The organism is Acidithiobacillus sulfurivorans (genome assembly GCF_018853815.1).
GTDB lineage: Bacteria > Pseudomonadota > Gammaproteobacteria > Acidithiobacillales > Acidithiobacillaceae > Acidithiobacillus > Acidithiobacillus sulfurivorans.
Window position 1 is genome coordinate 23,203 of sequence record NZ_JAAOMP010000067.1, and the last position, 23,436, is coordinate 46,638.

The window sequence follows — 23,436 nt, forward strand, 5'->3', positions numbered from 1 at the left end:
ACTCATTTTGCAAGGGAGCTTTATCATGGAAACAGGCAGTCTGGTAACAACCGACAACAAGGAAGATCGCAACATTATGGCATTAATCCAGGCCGGAGGTATTTTATTCGGTTTTTTACCGGCGCTGATTGTGTACCTGATCAAGAAGGACGGCGACAATCAATGGCTCATCACCGAGAGCAAAGAAGCCCTGAATTTTCAGATCACCATTCTCCTCGCTTACATCGTCGCCAGTATTCTCAGCGCCTTACTCATCGGGCTTTTTATTTTTCCCCTGATTTTTCTCTTCAATCTGGTTTTTTGCATTATCGCCGCGCTGAAATCGAGTAGCGGTGAAGGCTACCGTTATCCCCTTACCCTGCGTCTGCTGAGCTAAACCAACATCTATCCGCAATGACGGCTTGCGCCGCCAGAGCCCGCCCCGTACCCTATCTCCTTTCTGAATGAAAACACATGGGAGATTGGGGCGATGTCAATTCTGCGGCTGGAAGCGGGGCAGGTGGAGTGGGGAGGCCGCGCCTTACTGGACCACGCGGATCTGAATCTTGAAGCCGGTGAACGCATTGGTCTGATTGGTCGCAATGGCGAAGGTAAATCGACCCTGCTGCAAGCGCTTGCCGGTCTTTGCAGGCTGGATGCCGGAAATCTTTGGGTAGCGCCGGGACTTAGCCGTAGTTATCTGGCTCAGGAACCCGAACTGGCCGCCGATCACGATCTGCTCACTGCCATCAAATCCGGACACCCCGCCTGGCGGCAGCTTCAAAATGCCGAAGCGGGAGACGCACAGGCCCATGCCCTGGCGGATCATCATGATGTCTGGCAAATCGACTACAAAGCGGAAGCCCTGCGGGATAGCCTGGGCCTACCCCCGGAAGGCGTGGTTTCTGCTTTGTCAGGGGGGCAGCGCAAGCGCGTAGCCATTGCTGCTGCACTGGTGTCCGAACCGGATATTCTGTTTTTTGACGAACCCACCAACCATCTGGATTTACCCGCCATTCTTGCCCTGGAACAGTCCCTGCTGCGCTATCGCGGCACTTTGGTATTCATCACCCATGACCGGCGTTTTCTGGATCGCCTGGCAACCCGTATTGTCGAACTGGATCGTGGCATTTTACGCAGCTTTCCGGGCAGCTTTGCCGAATATCAGGCGCGTAAGGCGGAAGTGCTGGCGGCCGAGGCTTCGGCGGATAATCGTCTGGAAGGGCAACTCGCAGAGGAAGAAGCCTGGTTGCGTCAAGGTGTGAAGGCGCGTGCCAAGCGCAACCAGGGCCGTTTGCGTCGGCTGGAAAGCCTGCGCGAGGAGCGCGCCAGCCGTCGCCAGCAGCAGGGTCAGGCGAGCCTGCAGATCAGTACAGCGGAACGCTCCGGGGCGTTGATTGCGGAACTGGAACAGGTGTCCTTCTATTATGAAGATCGTCCCATCATCCAGAATTTTTCGACGCGTATTGAGCGCGGTGACCGGGTCGGTATTATCGGCCCCAACGGAGCCGGTAAAACCACTTTGCTACGCCTGATTCTCGGCGAACTGGAGGCCCAGCAAGGCCAGATCCGGCGCGGCACCAAACAGGAAGTCGCTTATTTTGATCAGATGCGGGCGACACTTGATCCGGAAAGCCGGGTGGTGGATGCCATTGCGGATGGTAATGATTTCATTGAAATCAATGGGGAGCGGCGCCACGTTCTGGGATATTTGCAGGATTTTCTGTTCCCTCCCAGTCGCGCCCGGGGGCTGATCAAGGCCCTGTCGGGCGGCGAACGGGCGCGCTTGCTACTGGCTCGCTTGTTTGCCCGTCCCGCCAATATTCTGGTGCTCGACGAACCGACCAATGACCTGGATCTGGAAACGCTTGAAGTTCTGGAAGAGCGTCTCCAGAATTATACGGGCACCCTGTTTCTGGTTTCTCATGACCGGGACTTTCTTGACAACGTAGTCACCCAGGTCATTGCTTTCGGAGAAAATGGTCAGCTTACCCAGAATGCGGGCGGCTATGAGGACTGGTTACGCTGGCAGACAGAAATTCAGCGTGCTTCCAGCAAGAATGCTGAAAACTCTACGGGCAAAACATCTGGCAAGCGGGAAAACAACAAAAAAACTACGCTCAGTTACAAGGAAAGTCAGGAACTGGTTGCTTTACCTGCCCAAATAGAGGCTATGGAGCAGGAACAGGAAAACGTGGCAACGACTCTGGCTTTACCGGAAACCTATCAGAACCCGGAAAAACTGAAAGCGCTCCAACTGCAGTCAGAACAACTCGCAAAAAAATTGCAGCAGACTTATTCACGCTGGGAGCACCTGGAAGCCAAAGCCGCTGCCAGCAGCAACGCTTAACCAGAAATTATTTCATTTGCGCAGAAAAAAGTGCAGGACGATCGCATCCACTACAGCCGGGACCAATGTAGCAATGACCCCGACGGCCATACTGATCCAGGGGCCGGGAGGATGCAGGGGGTCCGGCAAAATACCGGGCCAGTGCCAGGGAAGACCCATCAATGTGTAAGCCAACATCAATCCGGGAATGAGTAACAGGCCATCCAGTGCCAGCAATAACAAAACCGCCAGAAGCACCAGAACAACGGCGATGGCGCCTTGCAGCAAGACCTTCAGAGCCGCAGTCATGGGGTCTGCTTTAACCACGGTACACCCAGAGTTTGATGTCCTGACGCGGGATAGTCACCGCCTTGCCCTGCCGAAAGTAGAGGGTGGCATCAGACCAGAAAGCAGGATTGGTAAAACGCGGGGTTACTCGATAGGCGCCAGGCCAATCCGGTGCGGCTACGGCTTGATGTCCGGCCACAATAATATTTCGGGCACCGGCGGCATTCACATAAATATGGGCTACCGGGATGCGCGAAACAGCGGCAAAGGCGAGAACACCCAGCAGCAAGCCTGCAATACCCAGCGCCAAAATGCTGGCGACCCATTTGTCGGTTCGACTCAATTTCCGCCTCCTTCTGCCCATATTTCCGCCTGGGTAGCGGTAATGCCTTTATTCTTGGAAGCACAAGCCTTGCCACCACACCAGCGTGGAGAAATATTCAATTCTTGCAGCGCATGGCGCATGGTAACCCGAAACACCGGTGCCGATTCGACGCCACCGAAGTTCCAGTACCGCGTACTGCCGCGCATGGTCACGGCCATGACCAGTTTTGGAGCAAAGCCGGGGGCAAAGCCCACGAAAGTCGCATTGGTCTTGTTTTTCTGGAAACCATCTTTGCCATTGGCCATGTTGGCGGTTCCGGTTTTGCCAGCCACCGCATAACCAGGAATGGCGGCCAAAATACCGGTCCCATTGGCTGCACACACCCCCTCAAGCCAGTGGCGCAAATGTGCGGCAATATTTGCCGGCATGATGCGCTGTTTTTGCACTGGCTGACCCGCTATCAGGGTCGGTGCCACATGATAACCACCGTTGGCAATGGCTGCGTAACCTTCGGCGAGCTGCAGGGTCGTCACCGAAACGCCATAACCGAGCGCAATGGTGGCGTGGCGGGCTTTATCCCAGTTCTGAGGTTGTGGCAGGACGCCACCAGTAGCGCCGGCAAAGCCCAAATCCGGCTCTTTCCCGAAACCTGCGGACCGATACATATCATAAATGGCTTGGGCAGGCGTCCGCAGAGCAATTTTGGCTGCCCCAATGTCACTGGAATATTTGAGAATATGTGCCACATTCAATTCATGATGCACCACATCATCACGAATACAAAACCCACCGACGGGCAGGCAGTGCGAAACATTGAAGCTTTGGTCCGGCTGAATACTGCCGGTTTTCAGTGCTGCCGCCACCATAAAGGGTTTCATGACAGAACCCGGTTCAAAAGCCTGATGCACGGCGTTGTTGACGTAATCGGCAGGATTGCCGCAACCATTTCGGGAATTGGGGTTGCAGGAGGGCACGCTGGCCATGGCCAGAATCTGTCCATTTTCGACGTTCATGACCACTGCAGAACCTTCTGTTGCCCCAAAGTGCTTCTGGGCTGCCAACAAGGTCATGTATGCCCAGTACTGAATCTGGGGATTAATGGTCAAATGCAGATCATGACCGGGTACGGGGGCATGACGAGCACCCAGCACCCGCAGCACTTCACCTTGCCCGTCCACCAATACTTTTTCCGTGCCGGAATGGCCTGCAAGCCATTGGTCATAGCCCCTTTCCAGACCGGCAGCACCATGATGATCCAGATGTACCAAGCCCAGCAGAGGCGTAGTCACAGCACCCAGTGGATAGTAAGTGCGACTGGTTGCCTGCACGTAAATACCCGGCACATGGAGGGCATTCAAAGCATTGCCCATTTGCGGCTCGCCCTGACGCAAAATATAGGCAAACCCGGAACCACCGGATTGCACACGTTCTGCCAGCGCCTGTGGGCTTAAATTCAAGGCAGCAGCGACCTTATCCCAATCTTTCTGGTATCGATTAAAAATTCGCGGGTCTGTCCAGATGGTAACAGCGGGTACATTGACTGCCAGTGCCGTACCATTACCGGCATAAATCACGCCGCGATCAGCAGGAAGAGGACGATCCTGCATATACCGCATCCGCCCCTGATCACGCAGGGTATGATCCTGCCACCATTGCAAATCCGTGTCCCGGGTCAGCACAATGACAAAGCCGACGAAGATGATCGCCAGAATGAGCACAGCCCGCCAACGGGGCAAAATGCGATTCGACTTTGGGCGTTCTGCGCTCATCTATCCCCGGAATGCAGTTCGGCCTGGCGATGAATGGACTGCAACCACGAAACGGCAGGCTCGTAAGCCGGGTTTTCATGCAAAATACGTAGCAGGGTTTTTTCCGCACCCGTTTTTTCATCTGCACGCCATTGCATCAGCGCAATATCCAGCAAAAGTTCAGAACGGGGATAAGGGAAGAGCGGTCGCGCTAATCCTGCCCGCAAAAAGGTCAAACCGCCTTTTACATCGCCCTGATCGGCATAAGCCAGTTGGGCAATCTGGTTACGGAGACTGATGCTTTCAGGATTAATAGCCAGGCCTCGACGCCAGGCCAGCAGCGTCTGGCGTTGTCTTTGTGTGGCATCCAGACCCAGTAATTTCCCCTGAGTAAGATAAAGCGTCCCAATGGAATTGAGAACGCCAGCTTGTTGAGGAATCCCTATCAGGCTTTGTTCATATTGATGCAGTGCCGCCTGAACCAAAGAACGACGGCTTGCGCTGTCCATCCGGGTATCGCGTTCCGCCAATGTCAGATAAGTATTGGCAAGGTAAACGTGGGGTTGGGTCGCCAAGGGACGCAGTGAAGTCAACGTATCTGCGACCTTCAACAGTAACGTAGTGCGTTGCCGGGGATTTTTAATAACGGAATTCAGCCAGGTATTATCGCTGAGAAAAGCATAAGTGGCGGCATCTGCCAGCAAATTCCAGGAGGCGACGACTATGCCCAGTAACAAAATAATCTGGGCTATGAACCCATGATTGATGCCAATTTTTGGCAGCAAGGGTTGGGTATTTTCGGAAGTGCCATAAATCCGCCAGGCACGCGCCATGAAAAGCCCTGCCAGTACACTCAGAGGCAGATTATAAAAAATGAAATTCCCCAAAGCATGACCAGTGATGGCAAACACGCCCAACACCAGGCCGAGCGCTGTCAGACGCTGTTCATCACTCATCTGCAGGGCTTTCCCCGCCCGATATAAAAGACGATACATGGCGTACATCAAAATCCCGGCAAAACTCAGCAGGAAGCCCAGGTTGATCAGTCCGCCCTCGGCCAGATACTCCAGATAATCGTTGTGTGCATAAGTACCTGCTGATGCCAGTTCGCCTGGCAGCCGGTAAGCCGGATAATTCAAAAAGTAGCTGCCGATCCCGGTACCCAGCCAAGGATGACTGAGATACATATGCCAGGTCGCAATCCACATCAACTTGCGCGATACCGTAGTAATATTGCTGGTAATGTATCCTGGGGAAAGGTGGCCGATCAGGTCATAACCATGCGCGTAGTCCATCAGTAAAAAGGCGATGATGACCAAAGCCGCAACGACAAGAAAACGCGACCGTGCGGCAGGCTGACGCCATAATCCCCAGACCGCAAAAGGCATGGTGCAGACCCAGGCCAGAAGACCACCCCGACTGCTGGTCGAGAAAAACGCCAGGAGCAATACCGACAAGGTCAGAAGATAGAAAAAAGCCTCCAGATGAACGCCACCCCGCAGAAAGGACACCTGGCGGCGGCCATCTTTGACAAAATACAAGGCAAGCACCGGAAAAAAAAGCAAATTCAGCCAGGCCGCAAAGCTGTTGGTATCTAGCAAGGGGCCAAAAGGACGTAAATTGGCCAGACCAATATTAGTGACCATCCCCTGATAATATTGCCAGAGTGCCATGGCACTCAAAATCCAGGCGCTGATTAAAATTCCGCGCCAGAGCCACACCCAGAATTGTTCAGCCACTGGCTCCGGGATCATGATGGCTATCAGAAAGGTCAACGGCAGCGCACCCAGCACCCAAAAGTAAAACCAGCTGCTGTAGGGAGACCCGCTCCAGAACAAGGTCAAACCAAACCAGACAAACCATAACAACATGAATATCGGCAAAAAACCACGCGGCCAGATCAAGCCAGCGCGCAGGCACGGCCACCAGACGATAGCCCCCCAGATCATCAACACAATACTTCCAGCAGCGAGCAACGGAATCAGCTGACCGTTGTAATACCAGGAAAGACCGTAAACCACCAAGGCCAAAACGGCGTATAAACCCGCCCGGAATGAAATCATTGGCCTGGAGGTTTTCGTCCCCGAGGAATAACTGGTAGTCGTCAATCCGGATCTCCCGCATGTAGGGTACAACGATAATGGCCTTTAGCACTTAACATGGCGGAGTGGACGGATATATGGCGCCCGCAAACGGAGCAGCGAACCAGGGACTCCACTTCGGGATGATTTTTGGGTATTCGCTGTTTTTGTCGCCAGAAATAAAACAACAAGCCCAGAAAACCTGCCAGTAACAACCATTTAAACATCCACAAAATCCCTGTCTGCTTCGAGCCGCATTTTTTTGGACCGCCATGAAAACACCAAAAAGGCCCGACGAAGCGGGCCTTTTCAACAATTTGGTCGGGGCGAGAGGATTCGAACCTCCGACATCCGCCTCCCGAAGGCGGCGCTCTACCAGGCTGAGCCACGCCCCGATGCTGTTACCTAAAAGTCACGCTGCACCGCGAACCCGGCCAGAAATGTCAATGCTGACTTTTCCGGACCATCGGGAAAGCTGGATAAACAAGCAATGGCCTGTTCAGCCTTTTCTGCCGCGACGCGCAAAGTGTAATCAATAGCTTCTGTTCTGGCAATGATTTCCCAGACCGCCGCAAAATCGGCCGGGTTTTCGCCATCCAAAGCCGTGCGCAAAATGGCCTGCTCAGTTGGAGTAGCATGCTGCATGGCGTGAATGTAGGGTAAGGTCGCCTTGCCATCCGCCAGATCATCGCCCCGGTTTTTACCCATTTTTTCGGCGGAGGTGGAATAATCCAGGGCATCGTCCATCAACTGAAAAGCAATCCCGAGTAACGAACCATATTTCGCCAGTGCTGTTTCAGTCTGCGGGTCCAGATGGTTGATCAAGGCACCAATCCGCATGGCCGCTTCAAACAATTTGGCGGTTTTGGCTTCGATGACCGAAAAATAAGACGCCACACTCAAATCCGGGTCGTGCGCGTTTTCCAGTTGTGCTACTTCTCCCTGGGCAATGACACTGGTTGCCTCGGCCATGGTCGCCAGAATACGCATATCCCCATCTGCCACCATCATTTCAAAGGAGCGGGCATAGAGAAAATCGCCCACCAAAACCGCCGCCGCATTACCCCACAACTGATTGGCCGTGGCATTATTGCGGCGCAGCTCGGAACCATCTACCACATCATCATGCAAGAGCGTCGCCGTGTGAATAAATTCCACCACTGCCGCCAGGGGGATTGGTCGTGCGCTGTGTTCACCACCCATGCGCGCGGCCAGGAGCAGCACGATAGGACGTAGTCGTTTTCCACCAGCGTTAATCAAATAGGTGCCCATCGCGGGAATGGTCGGCACTCCGGAACGTAGTTGCTCCTGAATTACCTGATTTACAGCCAACATATCCGACCGCACCAGTTGGTTAACCGACTCCAGATCCATACCTTGCTGCTCCCTGTTTATTGGCATCGGCACCACTTTACACCAGAAAGTGCCAAGCTTGCGGCCGCAGGGGATTGTGGTGAGGGCGACAATGGCTTGTCAAGCATGATTGCTGCCCAACGGCTCAGGCACCGGGGAGAGACTTGGGGATTTCCAGTTGTCGGGAACGGGCCAGCTGTCGCAATTCTTCAGGATCACCCTGCCATTCTGCCAGCACATCCCATAAGGGGTGCGGCCCAAGATCCTGACCCGCTCGCAACATCCGTTCTCGCAGCGTTTTTCCGCCACTGCCCACCGTTAAGAACAACAAAATCAAGGCGTTGATATATTCCTCAAGAAGATGCTGCTGGTGGGTAATACGCAGTAACTCGGCATAGAGAGGCAAGCGCAGTGGCTCATGGGCAATCGCTCGCCACAATATAGCCATGCCATAATGGGGATCACGATTGCGGGCAACCAGCGCGAGGGCCATTTCTGCGGTCATCACTGCCTCAATGCCTTGTTCCTGCGGCATGGGAACAGTCATTCCCACCTTTTCGGCCAGTACCAGAAGTTCGAGATTGCCGGGATCTTGCTGCAAACCGTGTTCCACCCGCTCCCGCCACCAGGTTTCATCCATAGGAACCTTGGCGGATTTTTCGCCCAGACTTTCCAGCAAATCTGCATAACTGTCCATATCAGCCATGGCAATATAGGTGTCCAGCAGTTGATTAATCACCCGGGTTTCATGGGGATTCAGATCGACATACCAACGTAATACCGTTGCCGCCTGCGCATGATGACCGTATTCCAGATAAATATTCGCTTCATTGAGTAAGTCATCAATGCTGAGCGCTTCCTGCAGGGTCGCTGTCACTTTTTCAGCTTCAGGAATGGCTGTGACTTCGCGCGGGGGAGCGGGGACAGCCTTGACTGGTAGAACAGATGCATCCCTGGAAAGATTTGGCGAAGCCGCCGCAGCGCGATTCTGCAAACGTCGCCGCCGGGCGCGCAAGCGAATAAACACTTCTACCAGTAACAGCAGTACAACAACCACTTCCAGGAATATCATCAAGCCTTGCATAAACACCTCAACCCCACGACCGTGCTTCCAAACATGCTCTTAATCCTGCATGTTCAAGTGCAATTAGTCTAAGGGCCAGAATTCGCAAGAATATTTTTAGTGATCTTCCATACCCAGTTCTTTCAGCTTGCGGGTCAGTGTATTACGTCCCCAACCCAATTTCTGGGCAGCATCCTGTTTATGACCACGGGTATGCTGAAGTGCTGCTTCCAGCATGCAACGCTCAAACTGGGGCTGAATTTTATCGAGCAGGGATTCTTCCCCACTAGCGAGACGTTGGCGCACCAGCGTGCCCAGTTGCAGCCGCCAATCCTGGTGGATCGGTGCATCTGCCAGTTCCGCTAGCGGCGCCGCAACGCTCATCTCCGGAGGCAAATCGGTGATCTGCACCTCACTGGTGGGGGCCATGACGGTAACCCAGCGACACACATTTTCAAGTTGCCGGACATTGCCCGGCCAGTGCCATTCCGTGAAAGCCATTTCGGCAGCCGGGCTCAACAGCTTGCGCTCGACATCCAGCTGATCCGCACTGCGGCGCAGGAAATGCCGCGCCAGTCTCGGAATATCTTCGCGGCGCTCGCGCAGCGGCGGCAAGTGAATATGGATGACATTCAGACGATGATAGAGATCTTCGCGAAAACTGCCGTCGCGGACCTTGGCTTCCAGATTCTGGTGGGTGGCTGCCAGCACCCGCACATCAGCACGCAAAGGGGCATGCCCCCCCACCCGGTAAAAAGTACCATCCGAGAGCACCCGCAGCAGGCGGGTTTGCAAAGCAGCAGGCATATCCCCGATTTCATCCAGAAACAGGGTACCCCCGGAGGCTTGCTCAAAACGTCCCTGGCGGGTTTGTACCGCTCCGGTAAATGCACCCTTTTCATGGCCAAACAGTTCGGATTCCAGCAGTTCGGCGGGAATAGCGGCGGTATTGATAGCAATAAAAGGCCCTCTGGCCCGTGGACTGTGGCGATGCAGAGCGCTGGCCACCAGCTCTTTACCGGCTCCTGACTCACCGGTAATGAGCACATTGATCTGTGATCGGGACAGGCGTCCGATGGCTCGAAACACCTCCTGCATCGCTGGCGCTTCACCAATCATTTCCGCCGGGTCCGCATCGTCCGCCTGGCTACTGGCTGTCGGTTCTTCCTGACTCCCCAAAGCCCGGCGGACCAGATTGATGGCTTCGTCCATATCAAAGGGTTTGGGTAAATACTCAAAAGCCCCACTTTGGAAAGCCGAAACGGCATTATCGAGGTCCGAATGGGCCGTCATGACAATAACCGGGAGCTTGGGCCAACGCGCCTGCACTTCCCTCAGAAAAGCCAGGCCGTCCAGACCGGGCATGCGTAAGTCCGTGACAATGGCATTGGGTTGATCACGGCCCAGCGCCCGCAAGGCACTATCCGCATCGGCAAAACTCCGGGAAGGAATTTCTGCCTGGGCCAGCGCTTTTTCCAGTACCCATCGAATAGAGGGATCATCGTCAATAATCCAGACCTGTTTCATTGCGGCTCCTCACGATGTTGGCCAAGGGGCAGGGAGACCGAAAAAATGGTTTCCCCCGGTCGGGAATGACAGTGCACGACGCCACCATGTCCGCGCACCAGGCCTTGGGCAATAGCCAGCCCCATCCCCATGCCTGCCGCACGACTGGTCACCAGGGGCAGAAAAATGCGGGGCAAAAGATCTTCAGGAATCCCGGGACCGCTATCGACAATATCGACCCGCAGGGCGAGGCGAAATTTCTGGTGGAGTAAGGTGACATATCGATCCACCCGAGTCCGGATGAGGATGGTGCCATGGCGATCCAGCGCCTGCTGGGCATTACGCAGCAAATTGAGAAAAACCTGCACCAGTTGCTCCTGATCCGCATAAACTTCCGGAATGGAAAGGTCATAATCGAAACGCAACGCAATACCCGTGGGTAATTCGGTCTGGAGGAGACGCCGCACATGCTCCAGCACCTGATGAATATTGACGTTGGCAAAAATCGGGCGACTGCGTGGTCCCTGTAAACGATCCACCAGATGATGCAGACGGTCGACTTCATGGAGTATGACTCGGGTATAATCTTTCAATTCAGGACGTTGCAATTCTCTCTCAAGAAGTTGGGTGGCGCCGCGCAATCCACCCAGGGGATTTTTGATTTCATGGGCAAGGCCGCGCAACATTTCCTGAGCCGCTCCATAAATCCGATCCTGCATTTCTTCTTCTGCATGACGTGCGGGCAGCTCCATCGGCCGCATTTCGATAATCAGATGACCATCGGCCAAAGGCGTCACCACCAGGTCCACCACCGCATGGCTGCCATCATGGAGCTGCAATGGCAAGGCGCGACGCAGTATGGTCCCATTCAAATCGGTGGCATCGGCAAACAACGCAGCAAAACGATCTTCTCCCACAATACTGCATAAGGCTGCAACGGTTTGGCCGCGTGCCTGATGCTGACTGATGCGCAGGAGGTTTTCTGCTGCCGGATTCATAAAACGCAGCTTGTGCTGAGCGTCCAGAGTCATTACTGCTGACTCCAGGGCATCCAGTACCGCGTTTTCCGTCAATGCTGCTTTTGTGCTTTTGCGCTGCGCCATGCAAGCTCCAAATAGGTATCCGCCTCTGGAGGCGCTTTCATAAATTCATCTAAGCAAAAAGCACACCAAACCAATCTCTGGCAGCCGGGAAATTGCCCTGCGTACGCATACAACCCTTCAGCTGGGTACCAGCTTTAGCCAGTAACAACAACGTCTCGAATCAAAATGACCGCCCATCATCCAGAGCAACAGTCGCAACCAGGATAGTGCACCGACCGCACCATAATAGTGCACAACCTCTGATCACCACAACGCCGGTAAATCATGCTCATGGTGAACAGGCTTCCAAAACACCAAAATATCAGCGACTATGACTAAACAACGCTGCATGCCTACAGGGATAATTATGACTTACTGCCTCACTGCCCACGTTTCCGGGGGGCTGGTTTTCTGTTCTGATTCCCGCACCAATGCAGGCACTGACAATGTCAGTATTTACTCAAAAATGCATAATTTTTGCTGGCCGGGTGATCGCTTTCTCTGCCTGCTTTCAGCCGGCAATCTGGCTACCACTCAGGGAGTCGTCAAACGCCTGCAGCAGGATATGGACCAAAATGCCGAAATCCATCTATTGAATCTTTCCAGCATGGCAGAAGCTGCAGATTACATTGGCCTGATTAACGCCGAAATCCAGCGTAATCAGGTCTGCCGTGATACGGCCAACACCAATTTTGAGGCCACTTTCATTTTGGGTGGTCAGATCGGCAGCGAAGCGCCTGTTACCTACATGATTTATCCTCAGGGAAACTACATTCACGAATCGGCAGATCACCCCTTTTTACAAATCGGCGAAATCAAATATGGCAAACCCATACTCGACCGCGTGATCAAACCGGAACTTTCCCTGGAAGCCGCCGCCCGCTGCGCGCTGGTTTCCATGAATTCCACCATGCGTAGCAATGTTACGGTCGGCCCGCCGGTTGAGTTACTCATCTATAAAACTAATTCTCTGCAGATGGGCCGCTATCTTTCGCTGACCGAGGAAGATCGTTTTTATCGGAATCTTGGTGAACGCTGGAGTCAGGGATTATTACAGGCATTGGACGGTCTTCCTCCTTTTGACTGGGAAACCCCGACAGCCATGCCACCGTTGTGAAGTAACAGCGTGTAAACACACGGAACAGCTCTGCACTTTATTAGTGCAACATGCACCAATATGATACAATTATCGCCTTGGCGTGACGGTTTGTTGCCTCCACAAACCGACCAGCCTGACTGGCACGCGCTTTGCTTCATTCATCTCACTAAAACTTGGGCGAGAATCTTGCAACGAGGAGATAAAGCAGATGGACTGGCTCAGAACCCATTATCAGCAGCAGATTACCCATGACGAACTGGTGGATGAAAATGCCCGACCGCGCCGGGCGGCTGCACCCCTGTTCAATTATCTGAACACCCTGGACAGCAGCGAGTTGCAGGCGCGTCGTCAGGCTGCGGATGCCTCCATTCTCGCCATGGGAATCACTTTTACCGTATATAGTGAAGCTGGCAATATTGATCGTGCCTGGCCTTTTGACATTATCCCGAGAATTCTTTCGAGCAGCGAATGGACGCGCATTGAAGAGGGCCTCAAACAGCGTCTGCAGGCACTCAACCTGTTCATTGATGACCTCTACAATGATCAGCGCATTGTCGCTGATGGCGTTTTCCCGGCCGAAGTTCTGGAAGGTTCGCGCAATTTTCGGGAAGCCTGTCGGGGCATTCATCCCCCCTTCGGGGTCTGGGCACACATCTGCGGAAGTGATCTGGTGCGTGATGCTGACGGGACCATCTATGTGCTCGAAGATAATCTCCGGGTACCTTCGGGCGTCTCTTACATGCTTGAAAACCGTCAGATCATGAAGCGACTTTTCCCGGAATTGTTCAAATCATCCATTATCCGGCCCGTGGACGACTACCCCAATCGCCTGTATGAAACCCTGGCGGCCTTGTCTCCGCGCCCGGAAGAAAAGCCCGTGCTCGCAGTACTTACCCCTGGCATCTACAATTCCGCTTATTTCGAACATAGTTATTTAGCCCAGCAGATGGGCGCTTATCTTGCCGAAGGGACGGATTTTTACGTCAGCAAGGAAGATATTGTTTATTTGCGCACCATTTCCGGATTACAACGCGTCGATGTCATTTACCGCCGTATTGATGATGACTACCTGGACCCCGAAGTGTTTTTTCCGGATTCGGCGCTTGGCATCCCCGGACTGCTCCGCGCCTGGCGACGCGGAAATGTGGCCATTGCCAACGCGCCCGGTGCCGGGGTAGCCGATGACAAGGTCGTGTACGCCTTTGTTCCGGAAATCATTCGATACTACCTGGATGCCGAACCCATTATTCCCAATGTTCCGACTTATTTGTGCATGCGCGAGGCGGATCGTGATTATGTCCTCAGCCATCTTGCCGAACTGGTGGTGAAACCTGCCAACGAGTCCGGGGGTTATGGCATGCTGATCGGCCCCCGCGCCAGTCAGGCTGAACGCGACCGTTTTGCCGAACTGATTCAGGCCAACCCGCGCAACTACATTGCCCAGCCAACCTTGAATCTTTCCACCGCACCCACACTGGTAGATGATCATCTGGAGGCACGACACCTCGACCTGCGGCCCTTTATTTTGCAAGCGGATAAACTGTATGTAACCACTGGGGGGTTGACCCGGGTGGCGATGCAGCCCGGGTCACTGGTCGTGAACAGCTCCCAGGGTGGCGGCAGCAAAGACACCTGGATTGTTGATGAGGAGGCACCATGCTTTCCCGAGTAGCTGAAAATCTGTACTGGATGGCGCGCTATCTGGAGCGCACGGAAGACGTAGCCCGCCTGATTAATGCCACCACCCTGATGCTGCTGGATCTGCCTCCTGGAGCCTATTTTGGCTGGGATATCCTGTTGCAGGTCACCGGTGATGCGACGCTTTATGCAGAGCTTTATGGTGCCCCCGAAGAAAACCGCATCATGCGTTTTTTGATTGCCGACGAGCGTAATCCAAACTCGGTCATGGCGGCCATTCATCAGGCTCGGGAAAACTGCCGGACGTTTCGCGACTTGCTGCCTGGCGAGTTCTGGGAACGCCTCAACACCTTGTTTCTGTATGTTCGCGATCAGGCGGTTTCTGGAGCAGATAGCCGCCATGCCCGTTACGCTTTTCTCAACGAAGTCATTACCCGACGCCACGCCCTGGTAGGCTTGCTGATCAGCAGCATGAGTCAGGATAATGTTTACCAGTTCATCAAGCTGGGACGCAATATGGAACGGGCGGACATGACCACGCGCATTGTCGATGTCACCAGTGCCGTGATTTTACCCCAGGATCAGGGCCTGCAGAAAACCGCGGGCAGCAGCTTGTGGATCGGGGTTCTGAAGTCACTCAGTGCCTTTGAAATGTACCGTCGCCACATTTCCGTACAGGTGCGCAGTAATCAGGTGGTGGACTATCTGCTCAAGGACGGCAAGTTCCCGCGCAGCATGAAATATTGCCTGGGAGAAATGGAAGTGGCTCTAGCCTATCTGCCCAATGCCGGAACCCCTGCGGAGGCCGTCCGCCGGGCCCGGCGACGCCTGGATCAGCTGAAATTGAGCGACCTCCGCCCGGACCTGCTCCATGAATATCTGGATCAGGCCCAGAGGGATCTCGCCATGGTCCATCGGACCATTCAGGGTACCTATTTCGCCAGGGAAGATAGTGGTTCGGAAAATGCTCTGAATGGACTCCACTTGCAGGTTGCACAAGCTTAAGTCCCACAGCATTTCACCACCGAGGATATTTTATGGGTATTCATGTCGTTCTGCGTCATCAGACCGAGTATGACTTTGATCGTTTGGTGGAAATCCATCCTCACGTATTGCGCCTGCGGCCAGCACCACACTGTCGTACTCCGATTCTTGCCTATTCGCTGGAAGTCAGCCCCGAAAAACATTTCCTCAACTGGCAGCAGGATCCCTTCGGGAATTATCAGGCCCGCCTGGTTTTCCCTGAACGCGTCAAGGCCCTCAAATTCAACATCGAAGTCATCGCCGACCTGAGCGTGATTGATCCTTTCGATTTTTTTATTGAAGAACGAGCGGAACGCTGGCCCTTCCGTTACGAACCGGCATTATATAAAGAGCTGGCTCCCTACCTGGAAAAAGAAAAAGCCGGGCGCCTACTGCAACAAATGTTGCTGGGTATCATGAAACGCAAACAGCGGACCATTGATTTTCTGGTCGGTATCAATCAGCAGTTACAAACTGCCATCGCTTACAACCTGCGCATGGAAGTCGGCGTCCAGACTCCCGAAGAAACCCTGAAAAAAGCCAGCGGTTCCTGTCGGGACAGCGCCTGGCTGCTGGTCCAGATTTTACGACATCTGGGTCTCGCGGCCCGCTTTGTTTCCGGTTATCTGGTTCAGTTAGTGGCCGATCAGGCACCCCTCGAAGGACCCTCCGGTCCCGCTCAGGATTTCACTGATCTACACGCCTGGGTGGAAGTGTACATCCCCGGAGCAGGCTGGATTGGTATGGACCCCACTTCCGGTCTGTTTGCCAGTGAAGGGCATATTCCACTGGCCTGTACGCCGCATTACCAAAGTGCCGCGCCGATCAGTGGTGCCACCGGAAAATGTGAGGTTACCTTTCATTTTTTCAACCAGGTCACCCGGCTGCCGGAAACACCTCGGGTCACCAAACCCTATACCGAGAGCCAGTGGGAAGAAGTCATGGTGCTTGGGCGGATTGTCGATGACCGCCTGCAGGCGGCAGATGTCCGTCTGACCATGGGCGGGGAGCCCACTTTTGTGGCTACGGAAGCGGTGGATGATCCACAATGGAATCTGGAGGCGCTGGGCAAACACAAACGGGAACGCGCTGAAATCCTTTCGGAACGCCTGCGCAAGCATTTTGCGCAAGGCGCCTTGCGGCATACGGGTGAAGGTAAATGGTATCCGGGCGAACCCCTGCCCAGATGGGCCTTAGGCTTATACTGGCGCAAAGATGGCCTGCCGGTGTGGCAAGATCCGACGTTGCTGGCGGACCCACTCAAGGATTACGGCTGGAAACCGGAAGATCTCCATCATTTCGCCTGTCAGCTCTGCGAACAATTGCAGGTAGACAGCACCCGGCTCATTCCTGCCTACGAAGATGCCTGGCATGTCCTTCATCAGGAGGGACGGGTTCCGGTCAACATTGACCTCAGTACCCATCGCCTCGATGATCCTCTGGAGCGTCAGGCCCTCATGGAAAAGCTTCAGGCTGGTCTGGACCGCCCCGTGGGTTGGGTTCTACCTTTGGCCTGGGAATGGAATCAGCAGTGCTGGCACTCCGCAACCTGGGTATTTCGCAGCGGACGCCTGATTCTCATTCCTGGTGACTCGGCTTTAGGCATGCGTCTACCCCTCGATAGCCTGCCATGGATGGTCGATCCGCACAAAAAATGGCAGCCGGAAACGGACCCCTTCGCGCCCTTACCGCCCTTACCGGATATGCATGCCAAGCCGACGCCGGGGAGCACCGCTAAATCCCAAACAGCGAAAAGCCCCGCCAGCAACAAAGCCCCCAGCTGGGAGGAAATTCCCCACACAGCAGTCACCCTGGAAATTCGCCAAGGCTGTCTGTATTGCTTTTTCCCACCCCTGCAGGTGACTGAACATTATCTGCGACTACTCAGCGCCATTGAAGCCACTGCGGCTGCCCTGGAAATGCCGGTCGTCATTGAAGGTTATGCGCCGCCCAGTGATCCGCGCCTGGAAAAACTGCTGGTCACACCGGATCCCGGTGTTATTGAGGTGAACATTCACCCTTCTTCCAGATGGCCGGAAATGGTGGAAAAAACCAGCCTGCTTTACGAAGAGGCGCATGCCTGCCGCCTGACCGCCGAAAAATTCATGCTGGACGGCCGCCACACCGGTACTGGCGGCGGCAATCACATGACGCTGGGCGGCGCCACCCCCGGCGACAGCCCTTTCCTGCGCCGTCCGGATTTGTTGCAAAGTCTCATTACCTACTGGCAACATCATCCGGCGCTCTCCTATTTTTTCAGCGGAATGTTTATTGGCCCGACCAGCCAGTCACCCCGGGTGGACGAAGCCCGTCATGAAGCACTTTATGAACTGGAAATTGCCTTTACCCAGGTACCTCCGGGCACTGTCGTGCAACCCTGGCTGGTGGATCGCCTGTTTCGTAATCTTTTGGTCGACATTACCGGAAATACCCATCGCGCGGAAATCTGCATTGACAAACTCTACTCTCCGACCGGTTCCGCCGGACGCCAGGGACTGGTAGAACTGCGTGCCTTTGAAATGCCACCCCATGCGCGCATGAGTCTGGTCCAGCAGTTGCTGGTCCGCAGTCTGATTTTACGCTTTTGGGAAGATCCTTATCGTCATGCCCTGATTCGCTGGGGAACGACGCTTCATGATCGCTTCATGCTGCCCCATTATGTTTGGGAAGATTTGCGCGAGGTCTGTACGGACCTGCAAAACCACGGAATTCTCTTTCAACTGGAATGGCTGACACCCTTTTCGGAATTTCGCTTTCCAGAGCATGGTCATGTGCAGATTGGTGATGTGCAAATCGAACTGCGTGCTGCCATTGAGCCCTGGCATGTTCTCGGTGAGGAGGTCACCGGAAGTGGCACCGCCCGCTACGTGGACTCGTCCATTGAACGCCTGCAGGTCAAGGTCACGGGCATGACTCCCGGACGGCATATACTGGCCTGCAATGGAAGGCGTGTCCCGCTGCAGACAACCCGTGCCTCGGATACCCAGGTGGCAGGGGTACGTTATCGTGCCTGGCAGCCGCCATCTGCCCTGCACCCGACCATTCCGGTGCATTCCCCACTGACATTTGATCTGATCGACACCTGGAATGGACGTAGCATCGGCGGCTGTACCTACCATGTCATGCATCCGGGTGGACGCAATTCGGAAGTATTCCCCGTCAACGCCTGGGAAGCCGAGGCCCGCCGCCAATCCCGCTTTACCACGACCGGTCACAGCCAACCCGAATCGATGTCTTCTCCACCCTCTATCATGGGGGGTAAGGTGCTCCCCAGTGAGGGGCGTTTCGTTGCCAGAGGCAGCGGTGAATACCCCTGGCAAGCACCTTATGATGAAGAACAACCGGATTATCCGCATACTCTGGATCTGCGCATGGCCAAATCCCCAAAACCAAGGTCCTAACCCGCATCGTGGCGCTGATCACGATGCTGTGACAGGAGCACTTCTGCCTGGCCGCCCAAATATACATACACGCCCAGGGCCACCAACAGCAATGCAGCGGCGACCAGCAGCAGTACAGCCAACCAGAGATTCTGGGGAGCATCCAGAGCAAATTTGAACACCAGCATCAGGCCTTCGATGGACACCGCAATCAGGATGGCCGCAATAAATCGGGTCAAAGTGCGTCGCGTAGTACTATGACGACGAATGTCTTTGCGCAGCAGGACTTCCTCTTCAAAAATGGTTTTGGACAGATCAAATACGGCCAGCGCCAGGGTGAACAAAATGGTCGCCTGGAAAGGCGCCGTAAAGTCCCCAGGAGCGGCAACAGCCGACCAGACCTGCTTCAAGCTGACGACCGCATGAAAACCCAGAGCGGCGCTGACTGCCAGCAGGCCAGTCGAAAACAGGGTATAAATGGCCTTGAAATAGGGTTCGAAGCCCCGCCGGATATCATCTTCTTCAAGCAGGGCGAGTGCTCTATCCAGTTCGCTATCGGCTACCAGCATGCCCAGCAGTTGCCCCTTTTCATCACGAATAGGTGCTGTAGCTGTCACACAAATATGACCATTGGCCGAAGATAAATAGGGTTCAGTCAGGACCGGGGACAACGCATTGAGGGCCAGACGGTAATAAGGTCGATGGCTGCGATCCACGCCATCCCCATCCTCTTTACCAGCAGCACGGCGCCGGGAAGCAGCCACATTATCCCCAATTTGCCGACCTCCCGCATCCAGGAGGTAGCACAAATCCAGAAAGGGGTGACGGTTAATAAGACAAGTCAGCTTTTTTCGTTGTTCATCCGCATGCTGCTGCAACAATGCAGGACTGGCGAGGGCATCAACGACGCCCCCAAGCAGTGCGGCAAGATCCTTGCGTACCTCGCGAAAATGCTCGAAGCGATTCATGATTCACCCCCAACAGGTCGCTCGTGGCGTCTATGTGCAAATGGATCAGATCATGACCTATGGATAGTGCAGCAAGGGGCGTGCCATATCCTCAACACCTTTTATTCTTCAACGAATCTACTCACCTAAAAGCGGGAATCGGCATTTTGCAAAAAAGATGGCACGCTTCCTGCTAAACATATCCTGATCATGGTCATCTGATCACTCCTCCTCAAGTGGCTTCCAGGGCGGTCCTCCCGCCCTTTTTTTTGTTCAAAGCCCAGGCTCATAGCCAAATACCCATATAATCCAGTGATAAACAGCCGGTTAATATATTGTGAAGCATTTCTGGACAGAAACTTTCCGGTCGGGATGCGGACTGGCGCAACCCGCCGCCATGCACCATAATCGTGCACAGAGCGCACCACTGACGAACAATTTGTCAGTACACAGTGCAGGAATACCCAGCAGTCCTCATCGGGGGAAAAGACCAGAGCTGCCCGCACTTTGGCACAGGAAATGCTTAACATAAAACATTCTTCAACACCTGAACCCCAGGGTCGCGTCCATGTCCAAGAGTTTCAGGCTGTAAACCATCGCGGCTTCGCCGCAAGGAGTGGCAAATGGCGTTATTCGACCGTTATCAAGAGCGTTTTCTGCAACAGCAGGAAGTCACCCTTTCCTTGGATGCTTATCTGGATCTCTGTGCCCGTGAACCCATGGCCTATGCCAGCGCTGCAGAACGTATGCTGGCCGCCATCGGCGAGCCGCAGATGATCGACACTCAGGCTGATCCCCGACTGTCGCGGATATTCATGAATCGAAAGTTGCTCACCTATCCGGCTTTCAAGGATTTTTTCGGCATTGAAGATGTTGTCGAAAACCTAGTGGCCTATTTCCGTCATGCCGCGCAAGGACTGGAAGAACGCAAGCAGATTCTCTACCTGCTGGGTCCGGTAGGGGCTGCCAAATCTTCTTTGGCTGAGCGTTTGAAGACCTTGATGGAGCAGTATCCCATTTATTGTCTCGCTGCCAACGGCAAGGTTTCGCCTCTTTACGAATCGCCTTTGGGTTTGTTTGATCGTGATGAAGATGGCCCCATACTGGAGGATCGTTTTGGTATTCCCCGTCGCGCCCTGAATGGCGTGATGTCTCCCTGGGCGGCCAAACGCTTGCGCGAATTTGGCGGCGACATCCGTCAATTCACGGTGCAGCGCCTGATGCCATCACAACTGCATCAAATCGGCATCACCAAGGTGGAGCCCGGTGACGAGAATAATCAGGATATATCCAGCCTGGTGGGCAAAGTGGACATTCGCAAACTGGAAGATTTTTCCCAGGATGATCCCGATGCCTACTCCTACGCGGGTGGCCTGAATGTCGCCACCCAGGGCGTTCTCGAATTCGTGGAAATGTTCAAGGCGCCGATCAAGATGCTGCATCCACTGCTGACCGCCACCCAGGAGGGCACCTACAATGGTACCGAGGGCTTTGGTGCCCTGCCTTTTCAGGGCATTATCCTGGCCCACAGCAACGAATCGGAATGGTCCGCTTTCCGCAACAACAAGCGGAATGAGGCCTTTCTTGACCGGGTATATATTGTCAAGGTGCCCTACTGCCTGCGGGTCACGGAAGAAACCCGCATCTACCATAAACTGCTGGAAAGCAGCGCCCTCAGTGACGCCCCTTGCGCACCCGACACCATGGACATGCTGGCGCGTTTTTCAGTGCTCAGCCGTCTCAAAGAGCCGGGCAACAGCAGTCTCTGGTCCAAAATGGAAATCTACGACGGTAAATCATTGAAAGACAAGGATCCCAAGGCCAAAAGTCTGCAGGAATACCGGGATGCTGCCGGCGTAGATGAAGGCATGGATGGCATTTCTACCCGTTTTGCCTACAAAATCATGTCGCGCACTTTCAATTTTGACAGTGATGAAGTGGCTGCCAATCCCGTCCATCTGCTGCACGTACTGGAAACGCAAATCCGCGCCGAACAGTTCCCGGCGGAAACTGAATCCCATTATCTGGCCTTTCTGAAAACCGAACTGGCGCCTCGCTATGCCGAATTTCTGGGACTGGAAATCCAGAAAGCCTATCTCGAAAGTTATGGGGATTACGGTCAGAATCTTTTTGATCGTTACATTCAATATGCGGACTTCTGGCTCCAGGATACAGAATTCCGTGACCCCGACACCGGTCAACTCATGGATCGCGGCCTTCTGAACGAAGAACTGGAAAAAATCGAGAAACCGGCGGGCATTGCCAATCCCAAGGACTTCCGCAATGAAGTGGTCAATTTTGTCCTGCGGGTAAAAGCTTCCAATGATGGGATCAGCCCTTCCTGGACCAGCTATGAAAAACTGCGTGCGGTTATCGAAAAGAAAATGTTTGCCAATACCGAAGACCTCTTGCCGGTGATTTCCTTCGGTAAAAAAAGTTCTTCCGACGACGAGCGGAAACATCAGGATTTTGTCGCGCGCATGACCCGAAAAGGCTACACGGAAAAACAGGTACGCCTGCTGGTGGACTGGTATATGCGTTATCGTAAACACCACTAAAATTCGGGGCATCTGATCCTTCTGAACCCTATGCCCGCGCCTGCGGGCATTATTTTACCCTGAAACCGCTGCACCATATTGGTGCACATTTTCGATGATTTGCTCCCTCTCCTGGCTCAAAAGACCTCTATTCGTTGTTTTTAATGGCTTGCACGGTTTTTGCTAAACCAAATTGCACACACGGGGCATTCAGCCTCAGAAACGATGGAAAACAAGGAGCGATATGATGAAGAAGGGAGCAAGGCAATACGTATTTCGAGGAACGGCATGGATGGGTGCCCTCGCCCTCCTGGGGAGTCCGCTGGCAGAGGCAGGCACCAGCACGCCCAGTTTCAATAGTGGGGATACTGCCTGGATGCTGACCTCTACGGCACTGGTGCTGCTCATGACCGTGCCGGGTCTGGCGTTGTTTTATGCAGGCATGGTCCGCAAAAAAAATGTGCTGGCGACAGCTGCCCAGAGTTTTGCGGTCACGGCGCTGATTTCAGTATTATGGATGATGCTGGGATACAGCCTGTCTTTCACCACAGGTAATGCCTTTATGGGGGGCATGAGTCGCTTGTTCCTCAACGGCCTGGGGCTGGATTCGGTCAGCAGTCTGGCGCCGACCATCCCGGAATCCGTGTACATGACCTTCCAGATGACTTTTGCCATCATCACCCCGGCGCTGATTGTGGGCGCTTTCGCAGAGCGCATGAAGTTTTCAGCCCTGCTCTGGTTTACCGGTCTGTGGTCCCTGCTGGTCTATGCACCCATCGCCCACATGGTCTGGGGACCCGGCGGCTGGCTGGGCGCCGATGGCGTCCTCGACTACGCAGGCGGTACCGTGGTGCACATCAATGCCGGGGTAGCTGGCCTCGTAGCTGCGCTGGTCATGGGCAAGCGGATCGGCTACAAGCATGATGCCATGCACCCCAATAATCTCATGTACACCCTGATAGGCGCTTCATTACTGTGGGTAGGCTGGTTTGGATTTAATGCCGGATCTGCGGTCGCGGCCAGTGATCGGGCAGGCATGGCGCTGGCGGTTACACAGA

Annotated in this window: 18 protein-coding genes, 1 tRNA gene and 2 pseudogenes; 10 read left to right on the plus strand and 11 right to left on the minus strand. The window is 54.3% G+C overall.

Annotated elements, in window-relative coordinates; all coding sequences use genetic code 11:
* Window positions 1–25 precede the first annotated feature (25 nt).
* The 4 genes and pseudogenes from HAP95_RS05850 to HAP95_RS17620 all read left to right on the plus strand — a co-directional run bounded on the left by HAP95_RS05850 (window position 26) and on the right by HAP95_RS17620 (window position 2,329).
* On the plus strand, window positions 26–376 hold the full coding sequence (locus tag HAP95_RS05850) for a DUF4870 domain-containing protein (protein ID WP_215883366.1): 351 nt from the start codon (window positions 26–28) through the stop codon (window positions 374–376).
* Between the two features lie 93 nt (window positions 377–469).
* Window positions 470–1,309: pseudogene (locus HAP95_RS17610) on the plus strand (ATP-binding cassette domain-containing protein); the annotation flags it as partial.
* Between the two features lie 30 nt (window positions 1,310–1,339).
* A pseudogene (locus HAP95_RS17615) lies at window positions 1,340–1,816 on the plus strand (ATP-binding cassette domain-containing protein); the annotation flags it as partial.
* A complete protein-coding gene (locus tag HAP95_RS17620) occupies window positions 1,808–2,329 on the plus strand; it encodes an ATP-binding cassette domain-containing protein (protein ID WP_438263650.1) in 522 nt (173 codons plus the stop codon). The pseudogene HAP95_RS17615 and the gene HAP95_RS17620, both read left to right, overlap by 9 nt.
* A 12-nt stretch (window positions 2,330–2,341) precedes the next feature.
* Here HAP95_RS17620 and HAP95_RS05860 read toward each other — a convergent pair whose 3' ends face one another.
* From HAP95_RS05860 to glnL, 10 genes are all read right to left on the minus strand, one after another.
* Window positions 2,342–2,617: a hypothetical protein gene (locus tag HAP95_RS05860; RefSeq protein ID WP_215883368.1), complete on the minus strand. Its 276-nt coding sequence runs from the start codon at window positions 2,615–2,617 to the stop codon at window positions 2,342–2,344.
* A 10-nt stretch (window positions 2,618–2,627) separates the two neighbouring features.
* Window positions 2,628–2,939, minus strand: coding sequence for a hypothetical protein (locus tag HAP95_RS05865; protein ID WP_215883369.1), 312 nt, complete (start codon window positions 2,937–2,939; stop codon window positions 2,628–2,630).
* Window positions 2,936–4,690: a peptidoglycan D,D-transpeptidase FtsI family protein gene (locus HAP95_RS05870; protein ID WP_215883370.1), complete on the minus strand. Its 1,755-nt coding sequence runs from the start codon at window positions 4,688–4,690 to the stop codon at window positions 2,936–2,938. The genes HAP95_RS05865 and HAP95_RS05870 overlap by 4 nt, the downstream gene beginning before the upstream one ends.
* Window positions 4,687–6,777: an O-antigen ligase family protein gene (locus HAP95_RS05875; RefSeq protein ID WP_226832597.1), complete on the minus strand. Its 2,091-nt coding sequence runs from the start codon at window positions 6,775–6,777 to the stop codon at window positions 4,687–4,689. Before HAP95_RS05875 ends, HAP95_RS05870 begins: the two co-directional genes overlap by 4 nt.
* On the minus strand, window positions 6,774–6,977 hold the full coding sequence (locus HAP95_RS05880; RefSeq protein WP_215883371.1) for a hypothetical protein: 204 nt from the start codon (window positions 6,975–6,977) through the stop codon (window positions 6,774–6,776). The genes HAP95_RS05875 and HAP95_RS05880 overlap by 4 nt, the downstream gene beginning before the upstream one ends.
* A 91-nt stretch (window positions 6,978–7,068) precedes the next feature.
* Window positions 7,069–7,145 (minus strand) — tRNA-Pro (locus tag HAP95_RS05885).
* Between the two features lie 10 nt (window positions 7,146–7,155).
* A complete protein-coding gene (locus HAP95_RS05890; protein WP_215883372.1) occupies window positions 7,156–8,124 on the minus strand; it encodes a polyprenyl synthetase family protein in 969 nt (322 codons plus the stop codon).
* 124 nt (window positions 8,125–8,248) lie between these two features.
* Entirely contained in the window at window positions 8,249–9,187 is a 939-nt protein-coding gene (locus HAP95_RS05895) for a tetratricopeptide repeat protein (RefSeq protein ID WP_215883373.1), read from the minus strand.
* A gap of 96 nt (window positions 9,188–9,283) precedes the next feature.
* Window positions 9,284–10,693: a nitrogen regulation protein NR(I) gene (ntrC, locus tag HAP95_RS05900; RefSeq protein ID WP_215883374.1), complete on the minus strand. Its 1,410-nt coding sequence runs from the start codon at window positions 10,691–10,693 to the stop codon at window positions 9,284–9,286.
* Window positions 10,690–11,775: a nitrogen regulation protein NR(II) gene (gene glnL / locus HAP95_RS05905; protein ID WP_215883375.1), complete on the minus strand. Its 1,086-nt coding sequence runs from the start codon at window positions 11,773–11,775 to the stop codon at window positions 10,690–10,692. Before glnL ends, ntrC begins: the two co-directional genes overlap by 4 nt.
* A 346-nt stretch (window positions 11,776–12,121) precedes the next feature.
* Between glnL and HAP95_RS05910 the strand changes: the two genes are divergently transcribed.
* The 4 genes from HAP95_RS05910 (at window position 12,122) to HAP95_RS05925 (ending at window position 18,915) form a co-directional block, all read left to right on the plus strand.
* Window positions 12,122–12,871 carry a proteasome-type protease gene (locus tag HAP95_RS05910; protein WP_215883376.1) on the plus strand — a complete coding sequence of 250 codons (750 nt, stop codon included), beginning with the start codon at window positions 12,122–12,124 and terminating at the stop codon, window positions 12,869–12,871.
* Between the two features lie 190 nt (window positions 12,872–13,061).
* Entirely contained in the window at window positions 13,062–14,525 is a 1,464-nt protein-coding gene (locus HAP95_RS05915; protein WP_215883377.1) for a circularly permuted type 2 ATP-grasp protein, read from the plus strand.
* A complete protein-coding gene (locus HAP95_RS05920; protein ID WP_215883378.1) occupies window positions 14,510–15,496 on the plus strand; it encodes an alpha-E domain-containing protein in 987 nt (328 codons plus the stop codon). The genes HAP95_RS05915 and HAP95_RS05920 overlap by 16 nt, the downstream gene beginning before the upstream one ends.
* Window positions 15,497–15,528: 32 nt before the next feature.
* Window positions 15,529–18,915 (plus strand): transglutaminase family protein, encoded by a 3,387-nt coding sequence (locus HAP95_RS05925; RefSeq protein ID WP_215883379.1) that lies wholly within the window; start codon window positions 15,529–15,531, stop codon window positions 18,913–18,915.
* Here HAP95_RS05925 and HAP95_RS05930 read toward each other — a convergent pair.
* Window positions 18,912–19,862: a PDC sensor domain-containing protein gene (locus HAP95_RS05930; RefSeq protein ID WP_215883380.1), complete on the minus strand. Its 951-nt coding sequence runs from the start codon at window positions 19,860–19,862 to the stop codon at window positions 18,912–18,914. The two genes, HAP95_RS05925 and HAP95_RS05930, sit on opposite strands and share 4 nt — an antisense overlap.
* Window positions 19,863–20,464: 602 nt before the next feature.
* Here HAP95_RS05930 and HAP95_RS05935 point away from each other — a divergent pair.
* Together HAP95_RS05935 and HAP95_RS05940 are read left to right on the plus strand one after the other, a co-directional pair.
* Window positions 20,465–22,399: a PrkA family serine protein kinase gene (locus tag HAP95_RS05935; protein WP_215883381.1), complete on the plus strand. Its 1,935-nt coding sequence runs from the start codon at window positions 20,465–20,467 to the stop codon at window positions 22,397–22,399.
* Window positions 22,400–22,622: 223 nt separating this feature from the next.
* Window positions 22,623–23,436 (plus strand): ammonium transporter (locus HAP95_RS05940; RefSeq protein WP_226832598.1); only part of this gene is annotated, 814 nt, incomplete at its 3' end.

Excerpts from the sequence above, each read along its gene's own strand:
- HAP95_RS05910 (WP_215883376.1), top strand. The coding sequence starts at position 12,122 with ATGACTTACTGCCTCACTGCCCACGTTTCCGGGGGGCTGGTTTTCTGT.
- HAP95_RS05925 (WP_215883379.1), top strand. The coding sequence starts at position 15,529 with ATGGGTATTCATGTCGTTCTGCGTCATCAGACCGAGTATGACTTTGAT.
- HAP95_RS05880 (WP_215883371.1), bottom strand. The coding sequence starts at position 6,977 with ATGTTTAAATGGTTGTTACTGGCAGGTTTTCTGGGCTTGTTGTTTTAT.
- HAP95_RS05870 (WP_215883370.1), bottom strand. The coding sequence starts at position 4,690 with ATGAGCGCAGAACGCCCAAAGTCGAATCGCATTTTGCCCCGTTGGCGG.
- HAP95_RS05930 (WP_215883380.1), bottom strand. The coding sequence starts at position 19,862 with ATGAATCGCTTCGAGCATTTTCGCGAGGTACGCAAGGATCTTGCCGCA.
- HAP95_RS05890 (WP_215883372.1), bottom strand. The coding sequence starts at position 8,124 with ATGGATCTGGAGTCGGTTAACCAACTGGTGCGGTCGGATATGTTGGCT.
- HAP95_RS05860 (WP_215883368.1), bottom strand. The coding sequence starts at position 2,617 with ATGACTGCGGCTCTGAAGGTCTTGCTGCAAGGCGCCATCGCCGTTGTT.
- ntrC (WP_215883374.1), bottom strand. The coding sequence starts at position 10,693 with ATGAAACAGGTCTGGATTATTGACGATGATCCCTCTATTCGATGGGTA.
- HAP95_RS05850 (WP_215883366.1), top strand. The coding sequence starts at position 26 with ATGGAAACAGGCAGTCTGGTAACAACCGACAACAAGGAAGATCGCAAC.
- HAP95_RS05915 (WP_215883377.1), top strand. The coding sequence starts at position 13,062 with ATGGACTGGCTCAGAACCCATTATCAGCAGCAGATTACCCATGACGAA.
- HAP95_RS05895 (WP_215883373.1), bottom strand. The coding sequence starts at position 9,187 with ATGCAAGGCTTGATGATATTCCTGGAAGTGGTTGTTGTACTGCTGTTA.
- HAP95_RS05935 (WP_215883381.1), top strand. The coding sequence starts at position 20,465 with ATGGCGTTATTCGACCGTTATCAAGAGCGTTTTCTGCAACAGCAGGAA.
- HAP95_RS05920 (WP_215883378.1), top strand. The coding sequence starts at position 14,510 with ATGCTTTCCCGAGTAGCTGAAAATCTGTACTGGATGGCGCGCTATCTG.
- glnL (WP_215883375.1), bottom strand. The coding sequence starts at position 11,775 with ATGGCGCAGCGCAAAAGCACAAAAGCAGCATTGACGGAAAACGCGGTA.